Origin of the sequence: Burkholderia sp. MSMB1498 (assembly GCF_001526245.1) — a bacterium.
Lineage (GTDB): Bacteria > Pseudomonadota > Gammaproteobacteria > Burkholderiales > Burkholderiaceae > Burkholderia > Burkholderia savannae.
Genome location: NZ_LOYJ01000055.1, coordinates 32,720 through 54,118 on the forward strand (window position 1 = coordinate 32,720; position 21,399 = coordinate 54,118).

The window sequence follows — 21,399 nt, forward strand, 5'->3', positions numbered from 1 at the left end:
CTCGACCCGATCAGTTGCGAACCGGCTTGCCGGTCTGCAACATGCCCATGATCCGCTCCTGCGTCTTCTGCGTACCGAGCAGCTCGACGAACGCACGGCGCTCCAGCGCGAGCAGCCATTCCTCGTCGACCGTGCTGCCGGCCTCGACGTCGCCGCCGCACACCGCCTCGGCGATGCGGCTCGCGATCAGGAAGTCGTGATCGCTGATGAAGCGGCCGTCGCGCATGTTGACGAGCTGGGCCTTGATGGTGGCGATCGCCGAGCGGCCGGCCACCGGGATTTCCTTCGCCTTCAGCGGCGCGCGGTAGCCCGCCGCCGCGAGGCCGCGCGCTTCCTTCTTCGCGACGTCGAGCAGTTCGAACACGTTGAACACGATCGTGTCGGACGGCTTCACGTAGCCCATCGCGCGCGCTTCGTGCGCGGACATCGACACCTTCGCCATCGCCGCGTTCTCGAACGACTTCGTCAGGAACTTGAGCAGCTCGCTCGTCATGCCCGCGGCCGTCGCCGCTTCCGCGCCGCGCAGCGCCGCTTCCTTCAGGCCGCCGCCCGCCGGCACGAGGCCGACGCCCACTTCGACGAGCCCGATGTAGCTCTCGACGTGCACGACGCGCTTCGCGCTATGCAGCATCAGCTCGCAGCCGCCGCCGAGCGCCAGGCCCGACACCGCCGCGACCACCGGCACGTGCGCGTACTTCACGCGCAGCATGCCTTCCTGGAACTTCTTCACGAACGGCTCGATGCCCGCAGCGCCGCCCATCATGAACGCGGGCATCGCCTCTTCGAGGTTCGCGCCGGCGGAGAACGGGCCGCCCGGATTGCCGAGCTTGAGCGACGTCGGCTGCCAGATCACGACCGCCTTGTAATCCTTCTCGGCGAGATCGATCGCCTGCGCGAGGCCGTCGATCACGCCCGGGCCGATCGTGTTCATCTTCGACTTGAACGACACGATCACGACGTCGTCCTCGCCCGCGCGGTCGTCCACCCACGCACGCACCGAGTCGGTTTCGAACAGCGTCTTGCCGAACGTCTTCGGATCGCGGCCCGCTTCGCCGAGCAGCGGCGCGCGGAACACCTGCTTGCCGTAGACAGCGAGATTCGAGCGCGGCGCGAAGCGCTTCGTCGCGGGCGACCACGAGCCTTCGGCCGTGTGCACGCCGCCCTGGTCGGCGACGACGCCTTCGAGCACCCACGCGGGCAGCGGCACGCCGGCGAGCGCCTTGCCGGCCGCGATGTCTTCCTGCACCCACTCGGCAACCTGCTTCCAGCCCGCGGCCTGCCAGCCTTCGAACGGGCCTTCGTTCCAGCCGAAGCCCCAGCGGATCGCGAGGTCGACGTCGCGCGCGTTGTCGGCGATCGACTCGAGATGGAACGCGATGTAGTGGAACACGTCGCGGAAAATGGACCACAGGAACTGCGCGTGCGGATGCTGCGTCTCGCGCAGGAGCTTCAGGCGCTCCGCGGGCGGGCGCTTCAGGATGCGGCCGACGGTCTCGTCCGCCTTCGCGCCGGAATCGACGTACGAAAGCGTCTTCGCGTCGAGCACCTTGATCGCCTTGCCTTCCTTCTTGTAGAAGCCGCCGCCCGTCTTCTGGCCGAGCGCGCCCTGCTCGACGAGCTTCGCGAGCACGGCGGGCGTCTTGTAGACCGGGAAGAACGGATCGTCGGCGAGGTTGTCCTGCATCGTCTTGATCACGTGCGCCATCGTGTCGAGGCCGACCACGTCCGCCGTGCGGAACGTCGCCGACTTCGCGCGGCCGAGACGGCTGCCGGTCAGATCGTCGACTTCGTCGAAACGCAGGCCGAACTTCTCGGCTTCGGTGATCACGGCGAGGATCGAGAAGATGCCGACGCGGTTCGCGATGAAGTTCGGCGTGTCCTTCGCGCGCACGACGCCCTTGCCGACGACGCTCGTCAGGAACGTTTCGAGCTGGTCGAGGATTTCGCCGCGCGTGTGCGTGGTCGGGATCAGCTCGACGAGGTGCATGTAGCGCGGCGGGTTGAAGAAATGCACGCCGCAGAAGCGCGCCTTCAGCTCGTCGGCGAAGCCGTCGGACAGCGTCGTGATGGACAGGCCCGACGTGTTGGTCGCGAAGATCGCGTGCGAAGCGATGTGCGGCGCGACCTTCTTGTACAGGTCGTGCTTCCAGTCCATCCGCTCGGCGATCGCCTCGATCACGAGGTCGCAGTCGGCGAGCTTCGCGATGTCGTCTTCGTAGTTCGCGGGTTCGAGATATTTCGCGTCGTCCTTCACGCCGAACGGCGCGGGCGACAGCTTCTTCAGGTTCTCGATCGCCTTCAGCGCGATGCCGTTCTTCGGGCCTTCCTTGGCGGGCAGATCGAACAGCAGCACCGGCACGCGCGCGTTGACGAGATGCGCGGCGATCTGCGCGCCCATCACGCCGGCGCCCAGCACGGCGACCTTGCGAATGTTGAAATTGCTCACGGGACTCCTCCGGATTGAGCCGCGCGTCGCCGGTCGTGAGGACGCGCGCGCGGCGTGTGAGTGCTAAGAATCGGTCGTTCGGGCGGTGCGCGTCGCGCGCCGCCCGGCGGTCGCGTTAGAACAGCGCTTCGTCGACTTCCATCATCGTCTTCGCGCCGGCGCGCGCGAGACGGATCGACGCCGCCGTTTCCGGCAGCAGGCGCGCGAAGTAGAAGCGCGCGGTCGCGAGCTTCGACTTGTAGAACGGATCGCCCGACGCTTCCTTGTCGAGCGCGATGCGCGCCATCCGCGCCCAGAAGTACGAGAACACCAGATGACCGACGGTGCGCAGGTACGGCACGGCAGCCGCGCCCACTTCGTCCGGGTTCTGCATCGCCTTCATGCCGACATCCATCGTCAGCTTCTGCACCTTCTCGCCGATGTCGGCGAGCGGCGTGACGAATTCGGACATTTCGGGCTTCACGCCTTCCGCCTCGACGAACTCGGCGACGATCTTGCCGAACTTCTTCAGCTTCGCACCCATGTCGCCCAGCACCTTGCGGCCGAGCAGGTCGAGCGCCTGAACCGAGTTGGTGCCTTCGTAGATCATGTTGATCCGCGCGTCGCGCACGTACTGCTCCATGCCCCATTCGGAGATGAAGCCGTGGCCGCCGTAGATCTGCATCGCGTGGTTCGTGCACTCGAACGCGTTGTCGGTCAGGAACGCCTTGATGATCGGCGTGAGCAGCGCGACGAGATCCTCCGCCTCCTTGCGCACCGCCTCATCCCCGTGCGACAGCACCTTGTCGATCTGCAGCGCCGACCAGTACGTGAATGCGCGCGCGCCTTCCGCGTACGCCTTCTGCGTGAGCAGCATGCGGCGCACGTCCGGGTGAACGATGATCGGATCGGCCGGCTTGTCCGGCGCCTTCGGGCCCGTCAGCGAGCGCATCTGCAGGCGCTCCTTCGCGTACGTGAGCGAGTTCTGGTACGCGACTTCCGTGAGGCCGAGGCCCTGCATGCCGACGCCGAGACGCGCGGCGTTCATCATCACGAACATCGCGTTCAAGCCCTTGTTCGGCTCGCCGATCATCCAGCCCTTCGCGTTGTCGAGGTTCATCACGCACGTCGAGTTGCCGTGGATGCCCATCTTGTGCTCGATCGAGCCGCACTTGACGCCGTTGCGCTCGCCCGGCTCGCCCGACGCCTCGGGGACGAACTTCGGCACGATGAACAGGGAGATGCCCTTCGTGCCATTCGGCGCGTCCGGCAGGCGCGCGAGCACGAGGTGAACGATGTTCTTCGAGAGGTCGTGTTCGCCGCTCGAGATGAAGATCTTGGTGCCGGTGATCGAATACGTGCCGTCGCCGTTCGGCTCGGCCTTCGTGCGCAGGATGCCGAGGTCGGTGCCGCAGTGCGGCTCGGTCAGGCACATCGTGCCCGTCCATTCGCCCGACACGAGCTTCGGCAGATAGAGTTTTTGCAGCTCCGGCGCGCCGTGCGCGTGCAGACATTCGTACGCGCCGTGCGACAGGCCCGGATACATCGTCCATGCCTGGTTCGACGAATTCAGCATTTCATACAGCGCGTTGTTGACGAACGCGGGCAGGCCCTGGCCGCCGTAATCGGGATCGCAGCCGAGCGCGGGCCAACCGGCCTCGACGTACTGCTGATACGCTTCCTTGAAGCCCGTCGGCGTTTTCACGACGCCGTCGCCGACATACGTGCAGCCCTCGCGGTCGCCGACCTGGTTGAGCGGGAAGAGCACCTCCGAGCAGAACTTGCCCGCCTCCTCGAGCACCTGGTTGATCGTATCGGCGTCGAGATCAGCATGCTTGGGCATCTGCTTGACCTCGGCTTCGACGTTCAGAAGCTCGTGCAACACGAATTGCATGTCGCGCAACGGCGCGGCGTACTGTCCCATGACTCTCTCCAAGATAAGGCAATCGGCTCGAGCTCCCCGGCGGCGGTCGTGCCGCCGCTAACGGCTCTCGCTCTGGTACGAAACAATCGTCTTTTCAAGCGCGGCCCACGTGAGGCGCACGGCGTCCGGCTGATGCAGGAAGCGTGCGTCGTGATGCAGACCGAGCGTGAAGCTGTACAACTCGAAGAGCATCAGGTTCGGATCTGTGTCCGCACGCAGATGCCCCTCTTCCTTCGCCTGCGAAATCGCGCGCAGCAGCGCGGCGCGCCACGCTTTCACGCTCGCGATCAACTGCTCGCGCACCGCGCTGTCCGGGCGATCGTCGTATTCGACGGCGCCACTGATGTAGATGCACCCCGTCGTCACTTCCTGGATGCGCTTCTCGATCCAGCGCGCGAGCATCGCCCGCAAGCGCGGCAAACCGCGCGGCTCGCGCAGGCTCGGAAAGAACACCTCGTTCTCGAAACGATGGTGGTACTCGCGCACGACCTCGACCTGCAAGTCGTCGCGCGATCCGAAGTGCGCGAACACGCCGCTCTTGCTCATCTGCATGCGCTCGGCCAGCAGGCCGATCGTCAGGCCCTCGAGCCCGTCACGGCTGGCAAGGTCCAATGCTGCTTCGAGTATCGCGGCACGCGTCTGTTCGCCTTTTCGCATAGCTTTTAATAACCGTTCAAGGTGACCGAATAAAATCGAACGGCCGTACTATTATTGAGTGCGGCCGTCGGCGAAACAAGGAAATTATTAGAAATCGGTTTCTAACCGTCCCCGCTATTTTGCAGGGTCGCGCGCCCTTGGGAGGAGGCCCTGTGCAGGCCGCGGCGCGCCGCTTGCGCAAGCGAATGAAGCGAATGCTTAGTCGTATCCGCCGACCGTCAGAAGCTTCATCGCGCCCCGGTACGCGGTGTACGCGAACCAGTTGAGGAACCGCTCGACGGCGGGCCGCGCCGCATAGAGCGCGGGGTCGATCTCGCGGCCGTCGGCGAACGCGGCGGCGATCGCGTCGCGCAGCGCGGCCGTCTCTTCGCGGTGCCGCACGAGCACGACGTTCGCCTCATTGTTCAGCATCAGGCTGAGCGCGTCCAGATTCGACGAGCCGACGGTCGCCCAATGATCGTCGATCACCGCGACCTTGCCGTGCAGCATCGTCCGGTCGTATTCGGCAACCCGCACGCCCGAGCGCAGCAACGCATGATATAGGAACGGCACCGCCATATCGAGCGACGCGAATTCGTTGCGCCCGATCAGTATCCGCACGTCGACGCCGCGGCGCGCCGCGCCGGCAAGCGCGCGGCGCAGCTTGCGCCCCGGCATGAAGTACGGATTCGCGAGCAGGATCGACTGGCGCGCGCGGCCGATCGCGGCGAGATACGCCTTCTCGATCGCGCGCCGGTTCACGACGTTGTCGCGCGCGACGAACGCGGCGCTAGGCTCGGTCACGTTGCGCAGCGCGCCCGCCTTCACCCAGCGGTGGCTGCGCATCCAGCGGCGAAAGCGCGCGGCGAACGCCGGGCTGTCGACGCCGTGCGGCATGAACTCCGCAAAGCGCTTGTGGCCGGCCGCGATCCGGTGCCACTGCACCTCGAACGCCGCGCGTATGTCGGCGACGACAGGCCCTTGCAGCTCGAGCGCGAAATCCCAGCGCGGATACGGCAGGCGCTCGCCGTTCTGCTCGAAGTCGTCGACGATGTTGATGCCGCCGCAGAACGCGTGCGCGTCGTCGACGACCGCGAGCTTGCGGTGCGTGCGCGAGAAGCCGAAGCGGCCGAACAGATAGGGGTTGTAGATCTGGTGCTCGACCCCCGCGTCGGGCCACGTGCCGAACAGCGGCAGGCGCTCGGTGCCGATTCCGTCGGTGATGACCCGCACGTGGACGCCGCGCGCGGCCGCGCGGATCAGCGCGTCGGAGACCGCGCGGCCCACCGCGTCGTCGCGAAAGATGTAGGTTTCGAGCGCGATGCGCTCGCGCGCGGCGTCGATCCGCTCGATCAGCGCGGGGAAGAACGCCGCGCCGCCGTCGCAAAGCCGCACCACATTGCCGGACGTGAACGCGAGCCGCGACGCGGAGCCGCGCTCGTGCAGGAACATCTGCCGCAACTGCGCGAGACGGTGGCGAGTCTTGCCGCTCATGCGGCGCGCGACGCGAGGCGCTCGGGCAACTGCAGGATCGCCTGGGCGTTCGACGGCGAATAGCAGCGCGCGGCCGCGTCGCGATAGGGCAGCCACAGATAGTCGGTGTGCTCGCGCGGCGACAGCGTCACGTCGACGCGCCCCGGCACCTCGAGGCTGAACCAGTGCTCGGTGTTGCGCGTGACGCCGGGCGCGTAGCGGTGCAGATATTGCGGGTAGATCGTGTATTCGATCGCGTGATGCCAGTCGACGAGCGCGGCGGGCGGAACGCCTGGGCTGCCGACGACGATGCCCGTCTCCTCGGCGACTTCGCGCGCGGCGACCTGGGCGATCGGCTCGTCGAGCGCATCCTTCGACCCCGTGACGGACTGCCAGAAGTCGGGCTGATCGGCGCGCTTGATGACGAGCACGTCGAGCGCGGGCGTATGGATCACGACGAGGACGGATTCGGGGATTTTCGGCGGTTTCGTCATCGGGAAGTCATCGGCGCCAGCCCGCGCGAAACGGCGGGCAGCGCGGCACCGTCAAAAAACCATGGGTCCGACTGTACCGCAAAAAACGAAAAAGGCGCATTGCGCGCCCATTTCTGCGGTTTCCTTCGGCTACCGCCGATGCCAGCCAAACGCCATCGAATGCGGTGGCCGGAGACAGTGGCCGAATGCGGTCGGTTGCCGCCGGCCGCGCCGAGCGCGGGCCGATCCGGAAACCGGATTCGGCCGCGGCCGGCGCGCGGCGCGCCTTACGCCTTCGGCTGCTCCGGCTGGCGCAGGCGGATGTGCAGCTCGCGCAGCTGGCGCTCGTCGACGGGGCTCGGCGCCTGCGTGAGCAGACACTGCGCGCGCTGCGTCTTCGGGAACGCGATCACGTCGCGGATCGAATCGGCGCCCGCCATCATCGTGACGATGCGGTCGAGGCCGAACGCGATCCCGCCGTGCGGCGGCGCGCCGTACTGCAGCGCGTCGAGCAGGAAGCCGAACTTCGCCTGCGCCTCTTCCGGCCCGATCTTCAGCGCGCGGAACACCTTGCTCTGCACGTCCTCGCGGTGGATACGCACCGAGCCGCCGCCGATTTCCCAGCCGTTCAGCACCATGTCGTACGCCTTCGCGAGGCAGCGGCCCGGGTCGGTCTCGAGGTATTCGAGATGCTCGTCCTTCGGGCTCGTGAACGGATGGTGCGCGGCGACATAGCGCGCGTCCTCGTCGTCGTATTCGAACATCGGGAAATCGACGACCCACAGCGGCTTCCAGCCCGACTCGACGAGGCCGCTCGCCTTGCCGAACTCCGAGTGGCCGATCTTCAGGCGCAGCGCGCCGAGGCTGTCGTTGACGACCTTCGCGCGGTCCGCCGCGAAGAAGATGATGTCGCCGTCTTGCGCGCCCGTGCGCTCGAGGATCGCCGCGATCGACGCGTCGTGCAGGTTCTTGACGATCGGGCTTTGCAGGCCGTCGCGGCCCTTCGCGCGCTCGTTGACCTTGATCCACGCGAGACCCTTCGCGCCGTAGATGCGCACGAATTCCGTGTAGCCGTCGATGTCGCCGCGAGTAAGCTCGCCGCCCTTCGGCACGCGCAGCGCCGCGACGCGGCCGTCCTTCGTGTTCGCGGGCGTGCTGAACACCTTGAAGTCGACGTCCTTCATCGCGTCGGTGAGCTCGGTGAATTCGAGCTTCACGCGCAGGTCCGGCTTGTCCGAGCCGAAGCGCGCCATCGCCTCGGAATACGGCATCACCGGGAATTTCGCGTCGAGCTCGACGTCGATCGTCGTCTTGAAGATGTGACGGATCATGTCCTCGAACAGGTCGCGGATTTCCTGCTCGCCGAGGAACGACGTCTCGCAGTCGATCTGCGTGAATTCCGGCTGGCGGTCGGCGCGCAGATCCTCGTCGCGGAAGCACTTCGTGATCTGGTAGTAGCGATCGAAGTTCGCGACCATCAAGAGCTGCTTGAAGAGCTGCGGCGACTGCGGCAGCGCGAAGAACTGGCCCGCGTTCACGCGCGACGGCACGAGGTAGTCGCGCGCGCCTTCCGGCGTGCTCTTCGTCAGCATCGGCGTTTCGATGTCGATGAAACCCTGTTCGTCGAGGTACTTGCGCGCCTCGATCGCGACGCGGTAGCGCAGGCGCAGGTTGTGCTGCATTTGCGGACGGCGCAGATCGAGCACGCGGTGCGTGAGGCGCGTCGTCTCCGACAGGTTGTCGTCGTCGAGCTGGAACGGCGGCGTGACCGACGCGTTCAGCACGTTCAGCTCGTGGCACAGCACTTCGATCTTGCCGCTCTTCAGGCCGGCGTTGACCGTGCCTTCCGGACGGCTGCGCACGAGGCCCTTCACCTGGATGCAGAACTCGTTGCGCACGCCTTCGGCGGCCGTGAACATTTCGGCGCGATCCGGATCGCACACCACCTGCACGAGCCCTTCGCGATCGCGCAGGTCGATGAAGATCACGCCGCCGTGATCGCGGCGACGTTGGACCCAGCCGCACAGCGACACCGTCTGGCCCAGCAGGTGTTCGGTCACGAGACCGCAGTATTCAGTTCGCATCGACATGATGTTTGCTTTCTTTCGTAGTGGTCAACGGGGAGAGCCGCTCTCTCCCGGGCATTACATAGGCGGCTCGACGGGGCGGCGCGCGGGCGCGGCCGCGGGCGCCGGGGGCGCGACGACGCCCATCGAGACGATGTACTTGAGCGCGGCGTCGACCGACATGTCGAGCTCGACGACCTCGCTTTTCGGCACCATCAGGAAGAAGCCGGACGTCGGATTCGGCGTCGTCGGCACGTAGACGCTCACGTACTCCTCCTTCAGGTGATTGACCACGTCGCCGCCCGGCGTGCCGGTGAGGAACGCGATCGTATAGGAGCCGCGGCGCGGATACTCGATGAGGAGCGCCTTGCGGAATGCGTTGCCGCTGCTCGACAGCAGCGTGTCGGACACCTGCTTCACGCTCGTGTAGATCGGCCCGACGACGGGAATGTGCCGCACGACCGCATTCCACCAGGTGACGAGCTTCTGGCCGATGAAATTCTGCGTCGCGAGCCCGACGACGAAGATGAACGCGAGCGTCAGCACCGCGCCGATCCCCGGCAGCCGGAAGCCGAGCAGCCGCTCCGGCTGCCACGATTCGGGCAGCAGGAGCAGCGTCTGATCCATCGTGCCGATGATGAGCCCGAGCACCCACAGCGTGATCGCGAGCGGGACGAGAACCAGGAGTCCGGTCAAAAACACCGATTTGAGGGTCGTCTTTTTCATCATCTGCCGTCGAAAAATCGCGCCGGTTCGCCAGGCGCGGAGCGCGCCGCCGACACGGGCGGCGCAGCCGTCAAGTGCTGCTCGCGGGCGCGGCGGCGGGCGCGGGCGCGGCCGGCGCGCTCGCCGCCGCGCCGTCCGATGCGGCAGCGGGCGCTGCCGCCTTGTCGCCGCCCGCCTTGTCGCCGTCCGCGGCCGACGCGCCTGCCGGCGCGCTCTTGCCGCCCGAACCGCCGCGGAAGTCCGTCACGTACCAGCCCGAACCTTTCAATTGAAACCCAGCCGCCGTGACCTGCTTGCGAAACGCGTCCTTCCCGCATTCCGGGCACTGCGACAGCGGCGCGTCGCTCATCTTCTGAAGCACATCCTTCGCGTAACCGCACGCTTCGCAACGATAGGCGTAGATCGGCATGGTATTTTCCCGCAGAAACAATAACCGGTATAAAAGGCTTGCAAAGCCTTGAATTATAGCCGAAAGGCGGACGCCACCCCGGGTCCGCGCCAGCGGGCCCGCTACAAGCGGCGCCACGCGAGCCAGCGCTCGCGTCCGGCGAACACGGGCAGCGAATCGGCGACGGGCTCGTCCTCGACGAGCGCGAAGTATGGGCAAAGCAAGGCGTCGAGCTCCGCGCGCTCGATTCCGAACGGCGGCCCCTTGCGCGTCGCGCCGATGAAAAAGAAGCCGGCGAGGAAGCCGCCCGCCGGCAGCAGTTCGGCCATTCGCCGCGCGTAGTCGGCGCGGCGGCTTGTCGGGATCGCGCACAGGAACGCGCGCTCGTAGATCCATTGCGGGACGAACGGCGGCGCGTACGTGAAGAAGTCGGCCTGCTCGACGAGCTCCGCGTCGTCGCCCAGCTCGCGGCGCGCGGCCGCGACCGCCTGCGCGGAGAAGTCGATCGCGCGCACGGGCCAGCCGGCGCGCGCGAGCCAGCGCGCCTCATATGCGCTTCCGCAGCCCGGGATCAGCACGGGGCGCGCCGGATGCCGCGCGGCGAACGCGGCGAACGCATCCGGCACGCGCGAGGCGTCCCACGGGATGAAGCCCTGCTCGAAGCGCTCGTCCCAGAACGATGCGTCGCCCGGGTCACGCGTCGCGAATTTCGCCTCGGACGATTCGGACGATTCGGACGGAGCGGCGGGCGCGGCAGGCGCGGCCGTGGTGCCCGAAGTAGTCAAAGTAGCCGGAGCGGCCGGGACCGCCGAAGCCGCCGCGCTCGCCGGTTTCGCATCGCCCGCCGCATGCGCGGCCACATCGGATTTCTTCGTTTCGCTCGTCATACCCGTTGCTCGCCTTTCCCGCGCCGGCTGTGGGCGGCGCTCGTCTGAATTCTGCGCCCCGCGCTCAGCCGCCGTACGCGATGACGATCAGCACCCGCGCGATCACCGCGCCCGCGCCGACCGCGAGCCCGAACACGAGGAGCGCCTGCAGCAGCCGGTTGGTCCGCTTCTGCTCGACGAGTATCTGCCGGATCAGGTCGTCGCTGATCGCGCGCGGCGCCTCGTGATGCGCGGTGAGCGCCTGATGGACGAGGCGCGGCAGCTGCGGCAGCGTCTTGCTCCACTGCGGCGCCTCGACCTTGAAGCGCTCGTACCAGCCGCGCAGCCCGATCTGCTCGGCCATCCAGCGCTCGAGATACGGCTTCGCGGTCTTCCACAGATCGAGCTCCGGATCGAGCGAACGGCCGAGCCCCTCGACGTTCAGCATCGTCTTCTGCAAGAGCACGAGCTGCGGCTGGATTTCGACGTTGAAGCGGCGCGACGTCGAGAACAGGCGCATCAGCACCTGGCCGAGCGAGATGTCCTTCAGCGCGCGGTCGAAGTACGGCTCGCAGACCGCGCGGATCGCGCTTTCGAGCTCCTCGACGCGCGTATCGGGCGGCACCCAGCCGGATTCGAGATGCAGCGTCGCAACGCGATGATAGTCGCGCTTGAAGAACGCGAGGAAGTTCTGCGCGAGGTAATTCTTGTCGAAATCGGACAGCGCGCCGACGATGCCGAAATCGAGCGCGATATAGCGCCCGAAATGCTTCGGATCGAGGCTCACCTGGATGTTGCCGGGGTGCATGTCCGCATGGAAGAAGCCGTCGCGGAACACCTGCGTGAAGAAGATTTCGACGCCTTCGCGCGCGAGCTTCGGAATGTCGACGCCCGCCGCGCGCAGCGTGTCGACCTGGCTGATCGGCACGCCCGCCATCCGCTCCATCACGAGCACGCTCGGCGTCGAGTAATCCCAGAACATCTCCGGCACGAGCAGCAGGTCGAGCCCCGCGAAGTTGCGGCGCAGCTGGCTGCCGTTCGCCGCCTCGCGCATCAGGTCGAGCTCGTCGTGCAGGTATTTGTCGAATTCGGCGACGACCTCGCGCGGCTTGAGCCGCCTGCCGTCCGCCCACAGGCGCTCGGCCCACGTCGCGATGTCGCGCATCAGCGCGAGATCGGAATCGATGATGGGCAGCATGTTGGGACGCAGCACCTTGACCGCGACCGCCTTGCCCTTGTGCTCGCCCTGCTTGAGCTTCGCGAAGTGCACCTGCGCGATCGACGCGCTCGCGACGGGTTCCCGCTCGAACGCATCGAACAGCTCGTCGATGCGCGCGCCGAGCGCCTTCTCGACGAGACCGATCGCAACCGCCGAATCGAACGGCGGCACCTGGTCCTGAAGCTTCGCGAGCTCGTTCGCGAAATCGACGGGCAGCAGATCGCGCCGCGTCGACAGCACCTGGCCGAACTTCACGAAGATCGGCCCGAGGCTTTCCAGCGCGCGGCGCAGCCGCACCGCGGGCGGATCGGAGAAACGGCGCCCGATCGTCGTGATGCGCAGCAGGAGCTTCACGCGACGGTTTTCGATACGCGACAGCATCACCTCGTCGAGGCCGAAGCGGATGACGGTGAAGACGATTTTGACGAAACGGAAAATGCGCATGCCTTGCGGCCCTCACTGCGCGCGTCGCGAGCTGCCGCCCGCGCGCGCGTCGATTTTTTGCTCCAGTCGTTCGATCCGCTTCTCGACGCGCGCGAGCGCGTCCCGCGCCCGCGCGAGCTCCGCGTCGAAATCGGCGAGCACGCTCTTGCGCACGACCTGCGGGTTCTCGTCGAGCCAGTATTCGGCGATCGAATCGAGCACGTTGCGGCCGGAACGGCGCGCGTGCTCGCCCGTCGAACGCACGAACGCCGCGATCCGGTGCGCGGCCGCGTCGCCGACGATCTTCGCGAGATCCTCCTCCGGCTCCCAGCGCAGGTGCTCGGCAAGCTTCGCGATCTGGGTCGCGAACTCCGCGTCGCCGTCGATCTTCACGTGCTTCATCACGGCCGCCTGACCGCCCTGCACGAACGCGGCCGCCGCGTCGAACGGGCCGCCCGTGCCGCCGCTCGACAGCGCGATCGACACGTCGAACTGGCGCGCGTCGTGCGCGTCGACGGCGGCGAGATAGCCGTCCGGCTGCACGAGCAGCACGAGCGTCACGGGCGGGACTTCGAGCCGGGCGGTCTTGCCGGCATAGGGAATCAGGCGGTCGCGCGCCCAGGATTCGCGGGCGAGCAGGTGATTGACGGCGGCGGCAAACGGCTTGGCGGCAAGGGTCATCTGGCTGGCAATGAAAAGCCCGCGCAGGCAGGGCGCCTGCGCGGGCTTCTATTGTAACGTCGGTTCGGCCGCGGCCTCGCGAGGCGCGACGCTCGGCACGACTTCCGTCAGTGCGTGCTCGCCTGCTGGATGCCCGCGAGGAGCCAGCCCTGGCTGCCGGCCTTCGACAGATTCCACACTTCGTCGAACGGCTCGGCCGCCGCGCCCTGCGCCTCTCGGATGAGGCCGTGGAAGCGCACGCTCGCGAAGTGCTCGTTGCCGCGATCCTCGACCGCGAGCAGCTCGGCGTCGAGCTGCACGACGTCCGTCTGGTTCGCGCCCGCGCCACGGCCGTCGAGATCGATCTTCACTTCGGCGAACATCTCGGGCGTCGTGAATTCGCGGATGTCGGCGAGGTTGCCCTCGTCCCACGCGGCCTGCAGGCGCACGAAATAGACCTTCGCGTTACGCAGGAACGCTTCGGTATCGAAGCCCGCCGGCACCGCAGGCGCGGCGGCCGCAGCGGCCGTCGTCGCGGCGGCTGCGCCGCCGAACACGCGCTGCGCTTCGCCCGCGTACGAACTGCCCGAGCCCCCGAACGCGCCGTTCGGCGACGCCTCGCGCCGAGCGCCCGCATCCTGGCCGTAACCGCCTTGGTTCAGCGACGGCTGGCCGCCCGCGTAGGCCGGCCGCTGCGCGCCGCGCCGGTTCATGAACTTGCGGACGAGCCAAATGCCGACCATCGCGAGAAGCGCGATCACGATGACGTTCGCCATCATGCTGGCGAACGCGCCGCCAAGCCCCAGATGCGACAGCAGCGCCGCGATGCCGAGGCCGGCCGCGAGCCCCGCGATCGGGCCGAGCCAGCGCGAGCGATTCGGCTGCGCGGCGGGCGCCGGCTGCTGGCGCGGCGCCTGGGCGGGCGCCGCCTGCTGCATCGGCTGCTGCGCGGGCGGCGTCGCCTGGCGCTGCTGCAGCGTCTGCGACTGGCGGCCGACGCTGCGGCCGCCGCCCATGCGCTTCGCCTCGGCGTCGAGCGACGCGAACGTGCCGGCGGCGAGGAGGCCGACCATCAGGAACGTGCCGATTCGCCGCGCCAACGACTTCGGCTCTCTGCTGCGGTTAAACGACGAACGCGATTCGGACATCCTGGCCTCCAAGCTGAAAGGAAATTGTATGGATGGAACCCCTTAATACTTGGTTCCCACGTGTAAAGCTACCACGCCACCTGACAAATTGTAATATTTGACGGCGTCGAGCCCAGCTTGTTCCATCATCGTCTTCAGCGTGTCCTGATCCGGGTGCATCCGGATAGATTCAGCAAGATACCGATAACTGTCGGCATCTTTCGCGAACTTGTTGCCAAGCCACGGTAATACTTTGAAAGAATAGAGATCGTACGCTTTTTTCAGCGGCTCCCAGACTTTCGAGAATTCGAGCACCATCACGCGGCCGCCCGGCTTCGCGACGCGGCGCATCTCGGCGAGCGCGGCGTCCTTGTGCGTCATGTTGCGCAAGCCGAACGCGACGGTGACGACGTCGAAGTAGTTGTCGGGAAACGGCAGCTTCTCCGCGTCGCAGAGCAACGACGGCGTGACGACGCCCTTGTCGAGCAGGCGGTCGCGGCCCACGCGCAGCATCGATTCGTTGATGTCCGTGTGCCAGACTTCTCCCGTCGGCCCCGCGGCCTTCGCGAACGCCTTCGTCAGATCGCCCGTGCCGGCCGCGAGGTCGAGCACCTTGAAGCCCGGCCGCACGTTCGCCTGCGCGATCGTGAACGCCTTCCACGCGCGGTGCAGGCCCGCCGACATCAAGTCGTTCATCAGATCGTAGTTGCTCGCGACCGAGTGAAACACCCCCGCGACTTTCTTCGCTTTTTCGTTTTCCTCGACGGTCTCAAAGCCGAAGTGGGTTTTGCTCATCGCGTTGATCCTCTATCAATGGCAAACGGCGCCGCCCGGCGCCGTCGTTCAGTGGTGGTGGCCTCGCGGCAGCGAGTCCGCCGGCATTGGCGCGTCTCGCTCGACGCCCGCCGCCTTCAATTTGTCGAAATATTCGCGCCAGAGCGCGTCCTGCCGGGTCGCGAGCTCGTACAGCAGCTCCCACGAATAGATGCCCGTCGAATGGCCGTCCGAGAACGTCGGCTTGAGCGCATAGTTGCCGACCGGCTCGAGCGCCGTGATCGTCACGTCGCGCTTGCCGGTCTGCAGCGTCTCCTGGCCCGGCCCGTGGCCGCGCACTTCGGCCGACGGCGAATAGACGCGCATCAGCTCAAACGGCACGCGAAAGCTCTCGCCGCTCGGATACTGCAACTCCAGCACGCGCGACACCGCATGGACGACGACGCCGGACGGCACGGGCGCCGTCGAAGCCTGGCCGCTCATGCCCGGCCTCCGCTCACCGCCTGCTCGATCTCCTCGTGCACCGCGTTGTGCAAGAGGGTCGCCTGCGCGGCGCGCAGCCGCAGCAGCGCGTCGGACACCGACCGCTGGCGCGGCGCCCAGATCGGCTGCGGGAAATGCGCGTCGTTCGAGAAGCGCGGAATCACGTGCCAGTGCACGTGCGGCACCTGGTTGCCGAGGCTCGCGAGATTCACCTTCGTCGGCTGCATCACCCGCCGCACCGCCTTCTCTACCGCGTAGACGATCCGCATCAGATGCGCGCGCTCGGCCTCGTCGAGATCGGAAAACTCGGCGACGTGCGCATGCCAGATCACCCGGCAGAAGCCCGGGTAATCGGTTTCGGTCGTCGCGAGGACGACGCGCACCGCGTCGTCCTTCCAGAGCAGCTCGCCGCCATCTTCGCGGCAGAATACGCAATCCATCGTCAATTCCTTCACTGGTGGAACGTTCGTCACCTTACACCAGCACGCGCTCGATCCCGCCGTTGTTCGCGCGCGCGACGTAGTCGGCCATCCAGTTCTCGCCGAGCATGTGGCGCGCGATCTCGACGACGATGTAGTCGGCCTCGATGTTCGCGTCCTCGTTGTAGCGCGACAGGCCCTGCAGGCACGCCGGGCAGCTCGTCAGGATCTTCACGTCCGACACGCCGGCGGCCGAGCCGTTCGCGCCGTTGCCCGACACCACCGGAATGTTACGCAATTTGGCGGCGCCCTTCTTGATCTCTTCCTCTTTTCGGAACCGAACCTGCGTCGACACGTCCGGACGCGCGACGGCGAGCGTGCCCGATTCGCCGCAGCAGCGCTCGTTCTTCTCGATCTTGTAGCCGTCGTGCTGCGCGCCCATCAGATCGTTGACGAGCTTGACCGGGTCCATCGTCTTGATCGGCGTGTGGCACGGATCGTGATACATGTAGCGCGTGCCCGTCACGCCGTCGAGCTTCAGCCCCTTCTCGAGCAGGAACTCGTGGATGTCGATGATCCGGCAGCCGGGGAAGATCTTGTCGAATTCGTAGCCGGCGAGCTGGTCGTAGCAGGTGCCGCACGACACGACCACCGTCTTGATGTCGAGGTAGTTCAGCGTGTTCGCGACCCGGTGGAACAGCACGCGGTTGTCGGTGACGATCTTCTCCGCCTTGTCGTACTGGCCCGAGCCGCGCTGCGGATAGCCGCAGCACAGATACCCGGGCGGCAGCACGGTCTGCACGCCCGCTTCCCACAGCATCGCCTGCGTGGCGAGGCCGACCTGCGAGAACAGGCGCTCGGAGCCGCAGCCGGGGAAGTAGAACACCGCCTCCGAATCGACGGTCGTCGTCTTCGGGTTGCGGATGATCGGCACGATCTTGTTGTCCTCGATGTCGAGCAGCGCGCGCGCCGTCTTCTTCGGCAGGTTGCCCGGCATCTTCTTGTTGACGAAGTGGATCACCTGCTCGACGGCGGGCCGCTTGCCGGTCGTCGACGGCGGGTGCGCCGTCTGCTTCTGCGCGACCTTCTTCAGCACGTCGTTCGCCAGGCGCTGCGCCTTGTAGCCCAAGCCCATCATCACCGCGCGCGTCGCGTTGATCGTCTGCGGATTCGTCGCGTTCAGGAAGAACATGCCCGCCGCGCTGCCCGGGTTGAACTTCTTCTTGCCCATCTTGCGCAGCAGGTTGCGCATGTTCATCGTCACGTCGCCGAAGTCGATCTTGACGGGGCACGGCGTCGCGCACTTGTGGCAGACAGTGCAATGGTCGGCCACGTCGTTGAACTCGTCCCAGTGCTTGATCGACACGCCGCGGCGCGTCTGCTCCTCGTACAGGAACGCCTCGACGAGCAGCGACGTCGCGAGGATCTTGTTGCGCGGGCTGTACAGCAGATTCGCGCGCGGCACGTGCGTCGCGCACACCGGCTTGCACTTGCCGCAGCGCAGGCAGTCCTTCACCGATTCGGCGATCGCGCCGATGTCGGACTGCTGCATGATCAGCGACTCGTAGCCCATCAGGCCGAAGCTCGGCGTGTACGCGTTGCGCAGGTCCGCGCCTTCGAGCAGTTTGCCCTTGTTGAAGCGGCCCTGCGGATCGACGCGCTGCTTGTACGCGCGGAATTCGGCGATCTCGTCGTCGGTCAGGAACTCGAGCTTCGTGATGCCGATGCCGTGCTCGCCGGAGATCACGCCGTCGAGCGAGCGCGCGAGCGTCATGATGCGCGCAACCGCCGCGTGCGCGTCCTGCAGCATCTCGTAGTTGTCGGAGTTCACCGGAATGTTCGTGTGAACGTTGCCGTCGCCCGCGTGCATGTGCAGCGCGACGAACACGCGGCCGCGCAGCACCTGCTTGTGGATCGCCTGCGCGTCGTCGAGGATCGGCTTGAACGCGCCGCCGTTGAAGATCTGCCGCAGCTCGGCGCGAATTTCCTGCTTCCACGACACGCGCACCGTGCGGTCCTGCGCCACGTGGAAGACGGTGGCGTCCGGCTGCGCGTCGACGCGGTCCGCGAATTTCTCCGCGAGCGCCTCGCAGCCGAGCGCGACGAGATAGTGCTGCGCCTCGCGCAGCGGCATGTCGAGCTTGTCGCGCAGGAATTCCCAGCGCGCGCGCACGCGCTTCATCAGATCGAGCGCCTGCTGCACGCGGTCCTCGAGCAGTTCGGCGCTCGGGATCTCGCTCGCGTCGTCGCTCTTGCCGAGCGGCAGGCTGCCTGCCGTGAAGAACGCTTCGATCGCGTCGACGAGCTGCAGCTTGTTCTTGATCGACAGCTCGATGTTGATCCGCTCGATGCCGTCGGTGTACTCGCCCATCCGGTTGAGCGGAATCACGACGTCCTCGTTGATCTTGAACGCGTTCGTGTGCTTCGCGATCGCGGCGGTGCGGCTGCGGTCGAGCCAGAAGCGCTTGCGCGCCTCGGCGCTCACCGCGACGAAGCCCTCGCCGCTCTTGCCGTTCGCCATCCGCACGACTTCGGACGTCGCGTGCGCGACCGCGTCCGCGTTGTCGCCGACGATGTCGCCGATCAGCACCATTTTCGGAAACGCCTGGCGCTTGCTCTTCGTCGCGTAGCCGACCGCGCGCAGGTAGCGCTCGTCGAGATGCTCGAGGCCCGCGAGGATCGCGCCGCCCTGCTTCGACGTCTCGAACAGATAATCCTTGATCTCGACGATGCTCGGGATCGCCTCGCGCGCCTGGCCGAAAAATTCGAGGCAGACGGTGCGCGTGTGCGCGGGCATCTTGTGCAGCACCCAGCGCGCGGACGTGATGAGGCCGTCGCAGCCTTCCTTCTGCACGCCCGGCAGGCCCGCGAGGAATTTGTCCGTCACGTCCTTGCCGAGGCCCTCCTTGCGAAAGCGCCGGCCTTCGATGTCGAGCGTCTCGGCGCGCAACAGCTTCTCGCCCGGCGCGCGCGCGCCGTCGAACCACTTGAGCTCGAAGCGCGCGACCGGAATGTCGTGGATCTTGCCGAGGTTGTGCTCGACGCGCGTGACTTCGAGCCAGTTCCCTTCGGGATCGACCATCCGCCACCACGCGAGGTTGTCGAGCGCGGTGCCCCAGAGCACGGCCTTCTTGCCGCCCGCGTTCATCGCGACGTTGCCGCCGATGCACGATGCGTCGAGCGAGGTCGGATCGACCGCGAACACGTAGCCGGCCGCCTCCGCCGCCTCGGTCACGCGGCGCGTGACGACGCCCGCGCCGGAGAAGATCGTCGGCACCTTGTGCGCGACGCCCGGCAGCTCGGTCAGCTCGACGGCGCCCAGCTGCTCGAGCTTCTCGGTGTTGATCACGGCCGAGAACGGCGTGAGCGGCACCGCGCCGCCCGTGTAGCCCGTGCCGCCTCCGCGCGGGATCACGGTCAGGCCGAGCTCGAAGCACGCCTTCACGAGGCTCGCGATTTCCGCTTCGGTATCGGGCGTCAGCACGACGAACGGATACTCGACGCGCCAATCGGTCGCGTCCGTCACGTGCGACACGCGCGCGAGACCGTCGAAGCGGATGTTGTCCTTCTGCGTGCAGCGGCCGAGCACCTTCGTCGCGCGGCGGCGCAGCTCCGCCATCTTCTCGAACTCGTGCGCGAATTCGTCGACCGCGCGCTGCGCGGCCGCGGCGAGCATCTCGACGCGCGCGGCGCGCTCGCGGCCCGCCACGTCGCCGTGCTCGGACAGATCCGCGCGGCGGCGCTTCTCGATCTCGGACAGGCGGTGGTTCAGCGCCTCGACGAGGAGCGCGCGGCGCTTCGGATTGTCGAGCAGATCGTCCTGCAGATACGGATTGCGGCGCACCACCCAGATGTCGCCCAGCACTTCGTACAACATCCGCGCCGAGCGGCCCGTGCGGCGTTCGGCGCGCAGCTCGTCGAGCGCGGCCCAGGCTTCGTCGCCGAGCAGGCGGATCACGATCTCGCGATCGGAGAACGACGTGTAGTTGTAGGGGATTTCGCGCAGGCGCGGAGCGGGGTCGGCGGCGACGGCGGCTGCCGCGCCGTGCGGATCGAAAACTTGCGGTGCGTTCATGTTCGGACGATTCGGAGGCCGGCGCGCGACGAAGGAGCGCGAATCCGGCAAGCGCGTGGTGCGCGATTTTGGGGAAATCTTCTGTTACCCGGCGCGTGACTGCTTTGCGTGGGCCCGGAGCGCGCGTTCGAGCGCGATTCCGGAACGACCGCTTCGCAAGGAGCCGGAGCAGGCGCTCACGCGCGACTCCGGTCGACACGGCCCGGCGGCGCTCGGTACCGTCAACACGATCGCGCGCGGCGCGCGTGCCGTTGCGCCGCAGGACCCGCGGCGCGCGGCGACGGCTTCAACAGGACGATCCGAGACTGCCTTTGCATCTTCCGATCCTTGATTCAAAACGAAATTCTAACCCAGGTTGGACGAACGCGTTAATCGTCGGCGCGGCGGCCGAATGACCCGTCGAATCCGCCGCGCCGCCCGGGCGACGAGGGTTTGCGGCCGGCGGCGCGGCGCGGCGCGCGCCCCTTTCAGTCGCCCGACGGCGCCCGGCAAGCGCCCGATTCGCCGTCCGGACGGTCGGTAACCATTCAGTTAAGGCCGAAACGGCGAGGGTTGGCGCTATCATTGCCTTTTTCCGCCGCATCCACGCTTTTCACGCCCTCTCATGGCCTCCCACGATTATCTGAAGAAAATCCTGACCGCCCGGGTGTACGACGTCGCGCTCGAAACCGAGCTCGAACGCGCGCGCAATCTGTCCGCGCGACTGAACAACCCCGTCTATCTGAAGCGCGAGGACAACCAGCCGGTGTTCTCGTTCAAGCTGCGCGGCGCGTACAACAAGATGGCGCACATTCCAGCCGACGCGCTCGCGCGCGGCGTGATCACCGCGTCGGCGGGCAATCATGCGCAGGGCGTCGCGTTCTCGGCCGCGCGGATGAACGTGAAGGCCGTGATCGTCGTGCCGGTGACGACGCCGCAGGTGAAGGTCGACGCGGTGCGCGCGCACGGCGGCCCGACCGTCGAGGTGATCCAGGCGGGCGAATCGTACAGCGACGCCTACGCGCACGCGGTGAAGGTGCAGGCCGAGCGCGGCCTCACGTTCGTCCATCCGTTCGACGATCCTTACGTGATCGCGGGCCAGGGCACGGTCGCGATGGAAATCCTGCGCCAGCATCAGGGGCCAATCCACGCGATCTTCGTGCCGATCGGCGGCGGCGGGCTCGCGGCGGGCGTGGCCGCGTACGTGAAGGCGGTGCGGCCCGAGATCAAGGTGATCGGCGTGCAGACCGACGATTCGTGCGC

The 21,399-nt window shown here is 67.0% G+C and carries 17 protein-coding genes and 2 pseudogenes; 2 read left to right on the forward strand and 17 right to left on the reverse strand.

What is annotated here, in order from left to right; translation table 11 throughout:
• Nucleotides 1-10: 10 nt before the first annotated feature.
• The 16 genes from WS91_RS10360 to WS91_RS10435 all read right to left on the reverse strand — a co-directional run bounded on the left by WS91_RS10360 (nt 11) and on the right by WS91_RS10435 (nt 20,157).
• On the reverse strand, nt 11-2,446 hold the full coding sequence (locus tag WS91_RS10360; RefSeq protein WP_059670227.1) for a 3-hydroxyacyl-CoA dehydrogenase/enoyl-CoA hydratase family protein: 2,436 nt from the start codon (nt 2,444-2,446) through the stop codon (nt 11-13).
• A 115-nt stretch (nt 2,447-2,561) separates the two neighbouring features.
• Complete coding sequence (locus tag WS91_RS10365; protein WP_059644010.1) at nt 2,562-4,349, reverse strand: acyl-CoA dehydrogenase C-terminal domain-containing protein; 1,788 nt, start codon at nt 4,347-4,349, stop codon at nt 2,562-2,564.
• Between the two features lie 57 nt (nt 4,350-4,406).
• Nucleotides 4,407-5,006, reverse strand: coding sequence for a TetR/AcrR family transcriptional regulator (locus tag WS91_RS10370; protein WP_004522799.1), 600 nt, complete (start codon nt 5,004-5,006; stop codon nt 4,407-4,409).
• A gap of 198 nt (nt 5,007-5,204) precedes the next feature.
• Entirely contained in the window at nt 5,205-6,479 is a 1,275-nt protein-coding gene (gene clsB / locus WS91_RS10375; protein ID WP_038751174.1) for a cardiolipin synthase ClsB, read from the reverse strand.
• A complete protein-coding gene (nudB, locus tag WS91_RS10380) occupies nt 6,476-6,952 on the reverse strand; it encodes a dihydroneopterin triphosphate diphosphatase (RefSeq protein ID WP_059670228.1) in 477 nt (158 codons plus the stop codon). Before nudB ends, clsB begins: the two co-directional genes overlap by 4 nt.
• A 266-nt stretch (nt 6,953-7,218) precedes the next feature.
• Nucleotides 7,219-9,021, reverse strand: coding sequence for an aspartate--tRNA ligase (gene aspS / locus WS91_RS10385; protein ID WP_038751170.1), 1,803 nt, complete (start codon nt 9,019-9,021; stop codon nt 7,219-7,221).
• Between the two features lie 54 nt (nt 9,022-9,075).
• Nucleotides 9,076-9,726, reverse strand: a complete 651-nt coding sequence (locus tag WS91_RS10390) for a DUF502 domain-containing protein (protein WP_059644015.1) — start codon at nt 9,724-9,726, stop codon at nt 9,076-9,078.
• A 67-nt stretch (nt 9,727-9,793) separates the two neighbouring features.
• Complete coding sequence (locus tag WS91_RS10395; protein WP_059577298.1) at nt 9,794-10,132, reverse strand: FmdB family zinc ribbon protein; 339 nt, start codon at nt 10,130-10,132, stop codon at nt 9,794-9,796.
• Nucleotides 10,133-10,233: 101 nt separating this feature from the next.
• Nucleotides 10,234-10,998: a methyltransferase domain-containing protein gene (locus WS91_RS10400; RefSeq protein WP_059670229.1), complete on the reverse strand. Its 765-nt coding sequence runs from the start codon at nt 10,996-10,998 to the stop codon at nt 10,234-10,236.
• A gap of 64 nt (nt 10,999-11,062) precedes the next feature.
• On the reverse strand, nt 11,063-12,640 hold the full coding sequence (ubiB, locus tag WS91_RS10405) for a ubiquinone biosynthesis regulatory protein kinase UbiB (protein WP_059644026.1): 1,578 nt from the start codon (nt 12,638-12,640) through the stop codon (nt 11,063-11,065).
• A 12-nt stretch (nt 12,641-12,652) separates the two neighbouring features.
• On the reverse strand, nt 12,653-13,300 hold the full coding sequence (locus tag WS91_RS10410) for a ubiquinone biosynthesis accessory factor UbiJ (protein WP_059670230.1): 648 nt from the start codon (nt 13,298-13,300) through the stop codon (nt 12,653-12,655).
• A 107-nt stretch (nt 13,301-13,407) separates the two neighbouring features.
• Nucleotides 13,408-14,427 carry a Tim44 domain-containing protein gene (locus WS91_RS10415; RefSeq protein WP_052145131.1) on the reverse strand — a complete coding sequence of 340 codons (1,020 nt, stop codon included), beginning with the start codon at nt 14,425-14,427 and terminating at the stop codon, nt 13,408-13,410.
• A 42-nt stretch (nt 14,428-14,469) separates the two neighbouring features.
• Nucleotides 14,470-15,201, reverse strand: coding sequence for a bifunctional demethylmenaquinone methyltransferase/2-methoxy-6-polyprenyl-1,4-benzoquinol methylase UbiE (gene ubiE, locus WS91_RS10420; protein WP_059670231.1), 732 nt, complete (start codon nt 15,199-15,201; stop codon nt 14,470-14,472).
• A gap of 48 nt (nt 15,202-15,249) precedes the next feature.
• Complete coding sequence (locus tag WS91_RS10425; RefSeq protein WP_038751156.1) at nt 15,250-15,663, reverse strand: gamma-butyrobetaine hydroxylase-like domain-containing protein; 414 nt, start codon at nt 15,661-15,663, stop codon at nt 15,250-15,252.
• The gene (locus WS91_RS10430) at nt 15,660-16,103 is read right to left on the reverse strand and encodes an HIT family protein (protein ID WP_038751154.1); all 444 of its coding nucleotides are present in this window, start codon (nt 16,101-16,103) and stop codon (nt 15,660-15,662) included. Before WS91_RS10430 ends, WS91_RS10425 begins: the two co-directional genes overlap by 4 nt.
• Nucleotides 16,104-16,137: 34 nt before the next feature.
• Complete coding sequence (locus WS91_RS10435; protein WP_038751218.1) at nt 16,138-20,157, reverse strand: DUF3683 domain-containing protein; 4,020 nt, start codon at nt 20,155-20,157, stop codon at nt 16,138-16,140.
• On the opposite strand from WS91_RS10435, the pseudogene WS91_RS38145 reads away from it, so the two are divergent.
• Nucleotides 20,128-20,529, forward strand: a pseudogene (locus WS91_RS38145) (hypothetical protein). The gene WS91_RS10435 and the pseudogene WS91_RS38145 overlap by 30 nt on opposite strands.
• 158 nt (nt 20,530-20,687) lie before the next feature.
• On the opposite strand, the pseudogene WS91_RS37915 reads toward WS91_RS38145, so the two are convergent.
• Nucleotides 20,688-20,773 (reverse strand): annotated as a pseudogene (locus WS91_RS37915) (DNA methyltransferase); the annotation flags it as partial.
• Between WS91_RS37915 and WS91_RS10440 the strand changes: the two are divergent.
• A partial coding sequence (locus tag WS91_RS10440) for a pyridoxal-phosphate dependent enzyme (protein ID WP_156432348.1) occupies nt 20,762-21,399 on the forward strand: 638 nt, incomplete at its 3' end. The pseudogene WS91_RS37915 and the gene WS91_RS10440 sit on opposite strands and share 12 nt — an antisense overlap.

Bases quoted from the DNA above. Each gene is read 5' to 3' on its own strand.
- WS91_RS10435 (WP_038751218.1), bottom strand. From the start codon at position 20,157: ATGAACGCACCGCAAGTTTTCGATCCGCACGGCGCGGCAGCCGCCGTC.
- ubiB (WP_059644026.1), bottom strand. From the start codon at position 12,640: ATGCGCATTTTCCGTTTCGTCAAAATCGTCTTCACCGTCATCCGCTTC.
- WS91_RS10365 (WP_059644010.1), bottom strand. From the start codon at position 4,349: ATGGGACAGTACGCCGCGCCGTTGCGCGACATGCAATTCGTGTTGCAC.
- WS91_RS10415 (WP_052145131.1), bottom strand. From the start codon at position 14,427: ATGTCCGAATCGCGTTCGTCGTTTAACCGCAGCAGAGAGCCGAAGTCG.
- WS91_RS10410 (WP_059670230.1), bottom strand. From the start codon at position 13,300: ATGACCCTTGCCGCCAAGCCGTTTGCCGCCGCCGTCAATCACCTGCTC.
- aspS (WP_038751170.1), bottom strand. From the start codon at position 9,021: ATGTCGATGCGAACTGAATACTGCGGTCTCGTGACCGAACACCTGCTG.
- WS91_RS10425 (WP_038751156.1), bottom strand. From the start codon at position 15,663: ATGAGCGGCCAGGCTTCGACGGCGCCCGTGCCGTCCGGCGTCGTCGTC.
- WS91_RS10400 (WP_059670229.1), bottom strand. From the start codon at position 10,998: ATGACGAGCGAAACGAAGAAATCCGATGTGGCCGCGCATGCGGCGGGC.
- WS91_RS10370 (WP_004522799.1), bottom strand. From the start codon at position 5,006: ATGCGAAAAGGCGAACAGACGCGTGCCGCGATACTCGAAGCAGCATTG.
- WS91_RS10390 (WP_059644015.1), bottom strand. From the start codon at position 9,726: ATGATGAAAAAGACGACCCTCAAATCGGTGTTTTTGACCGGACTCCTG.
- ubiE (WP_059670231.1), bottom strand. From the start codon at position 15,201: ATGAGCAAAACCCACTTCGGCTTTGAGACCGTCGAGGAAAACGAAAAA.
- clsB (WP_038751174.1), bottom strand. From the start codon at position 6,479: ATGAGCGGCAAGACTCGCCACCGTCTCGCGCAGTTGCGGCAGATGTTC.
- WS91_RS10395 (WP_059577298.1), bottom strand. From the start codon at position 10,132: ATGCCGATCTACGCCTATCGTTGCGAAGCGTGCGGTTACGCGAAGGAT.
- WS91_RS10430 (WP_038751154.1), bottom strand. From the start codon at position 16,103: ATGGATTGCGTATTCTGCCGCGAAGATGGCGGCGAGCTGCTCTGGAAG.
- nudB (WP_059670228.1), bottom strand. From the start codon at position 6,952: ATGACGAAACCGCCGAAAATCCCCGAATCCGTCCTCGTCGTGATCCAT.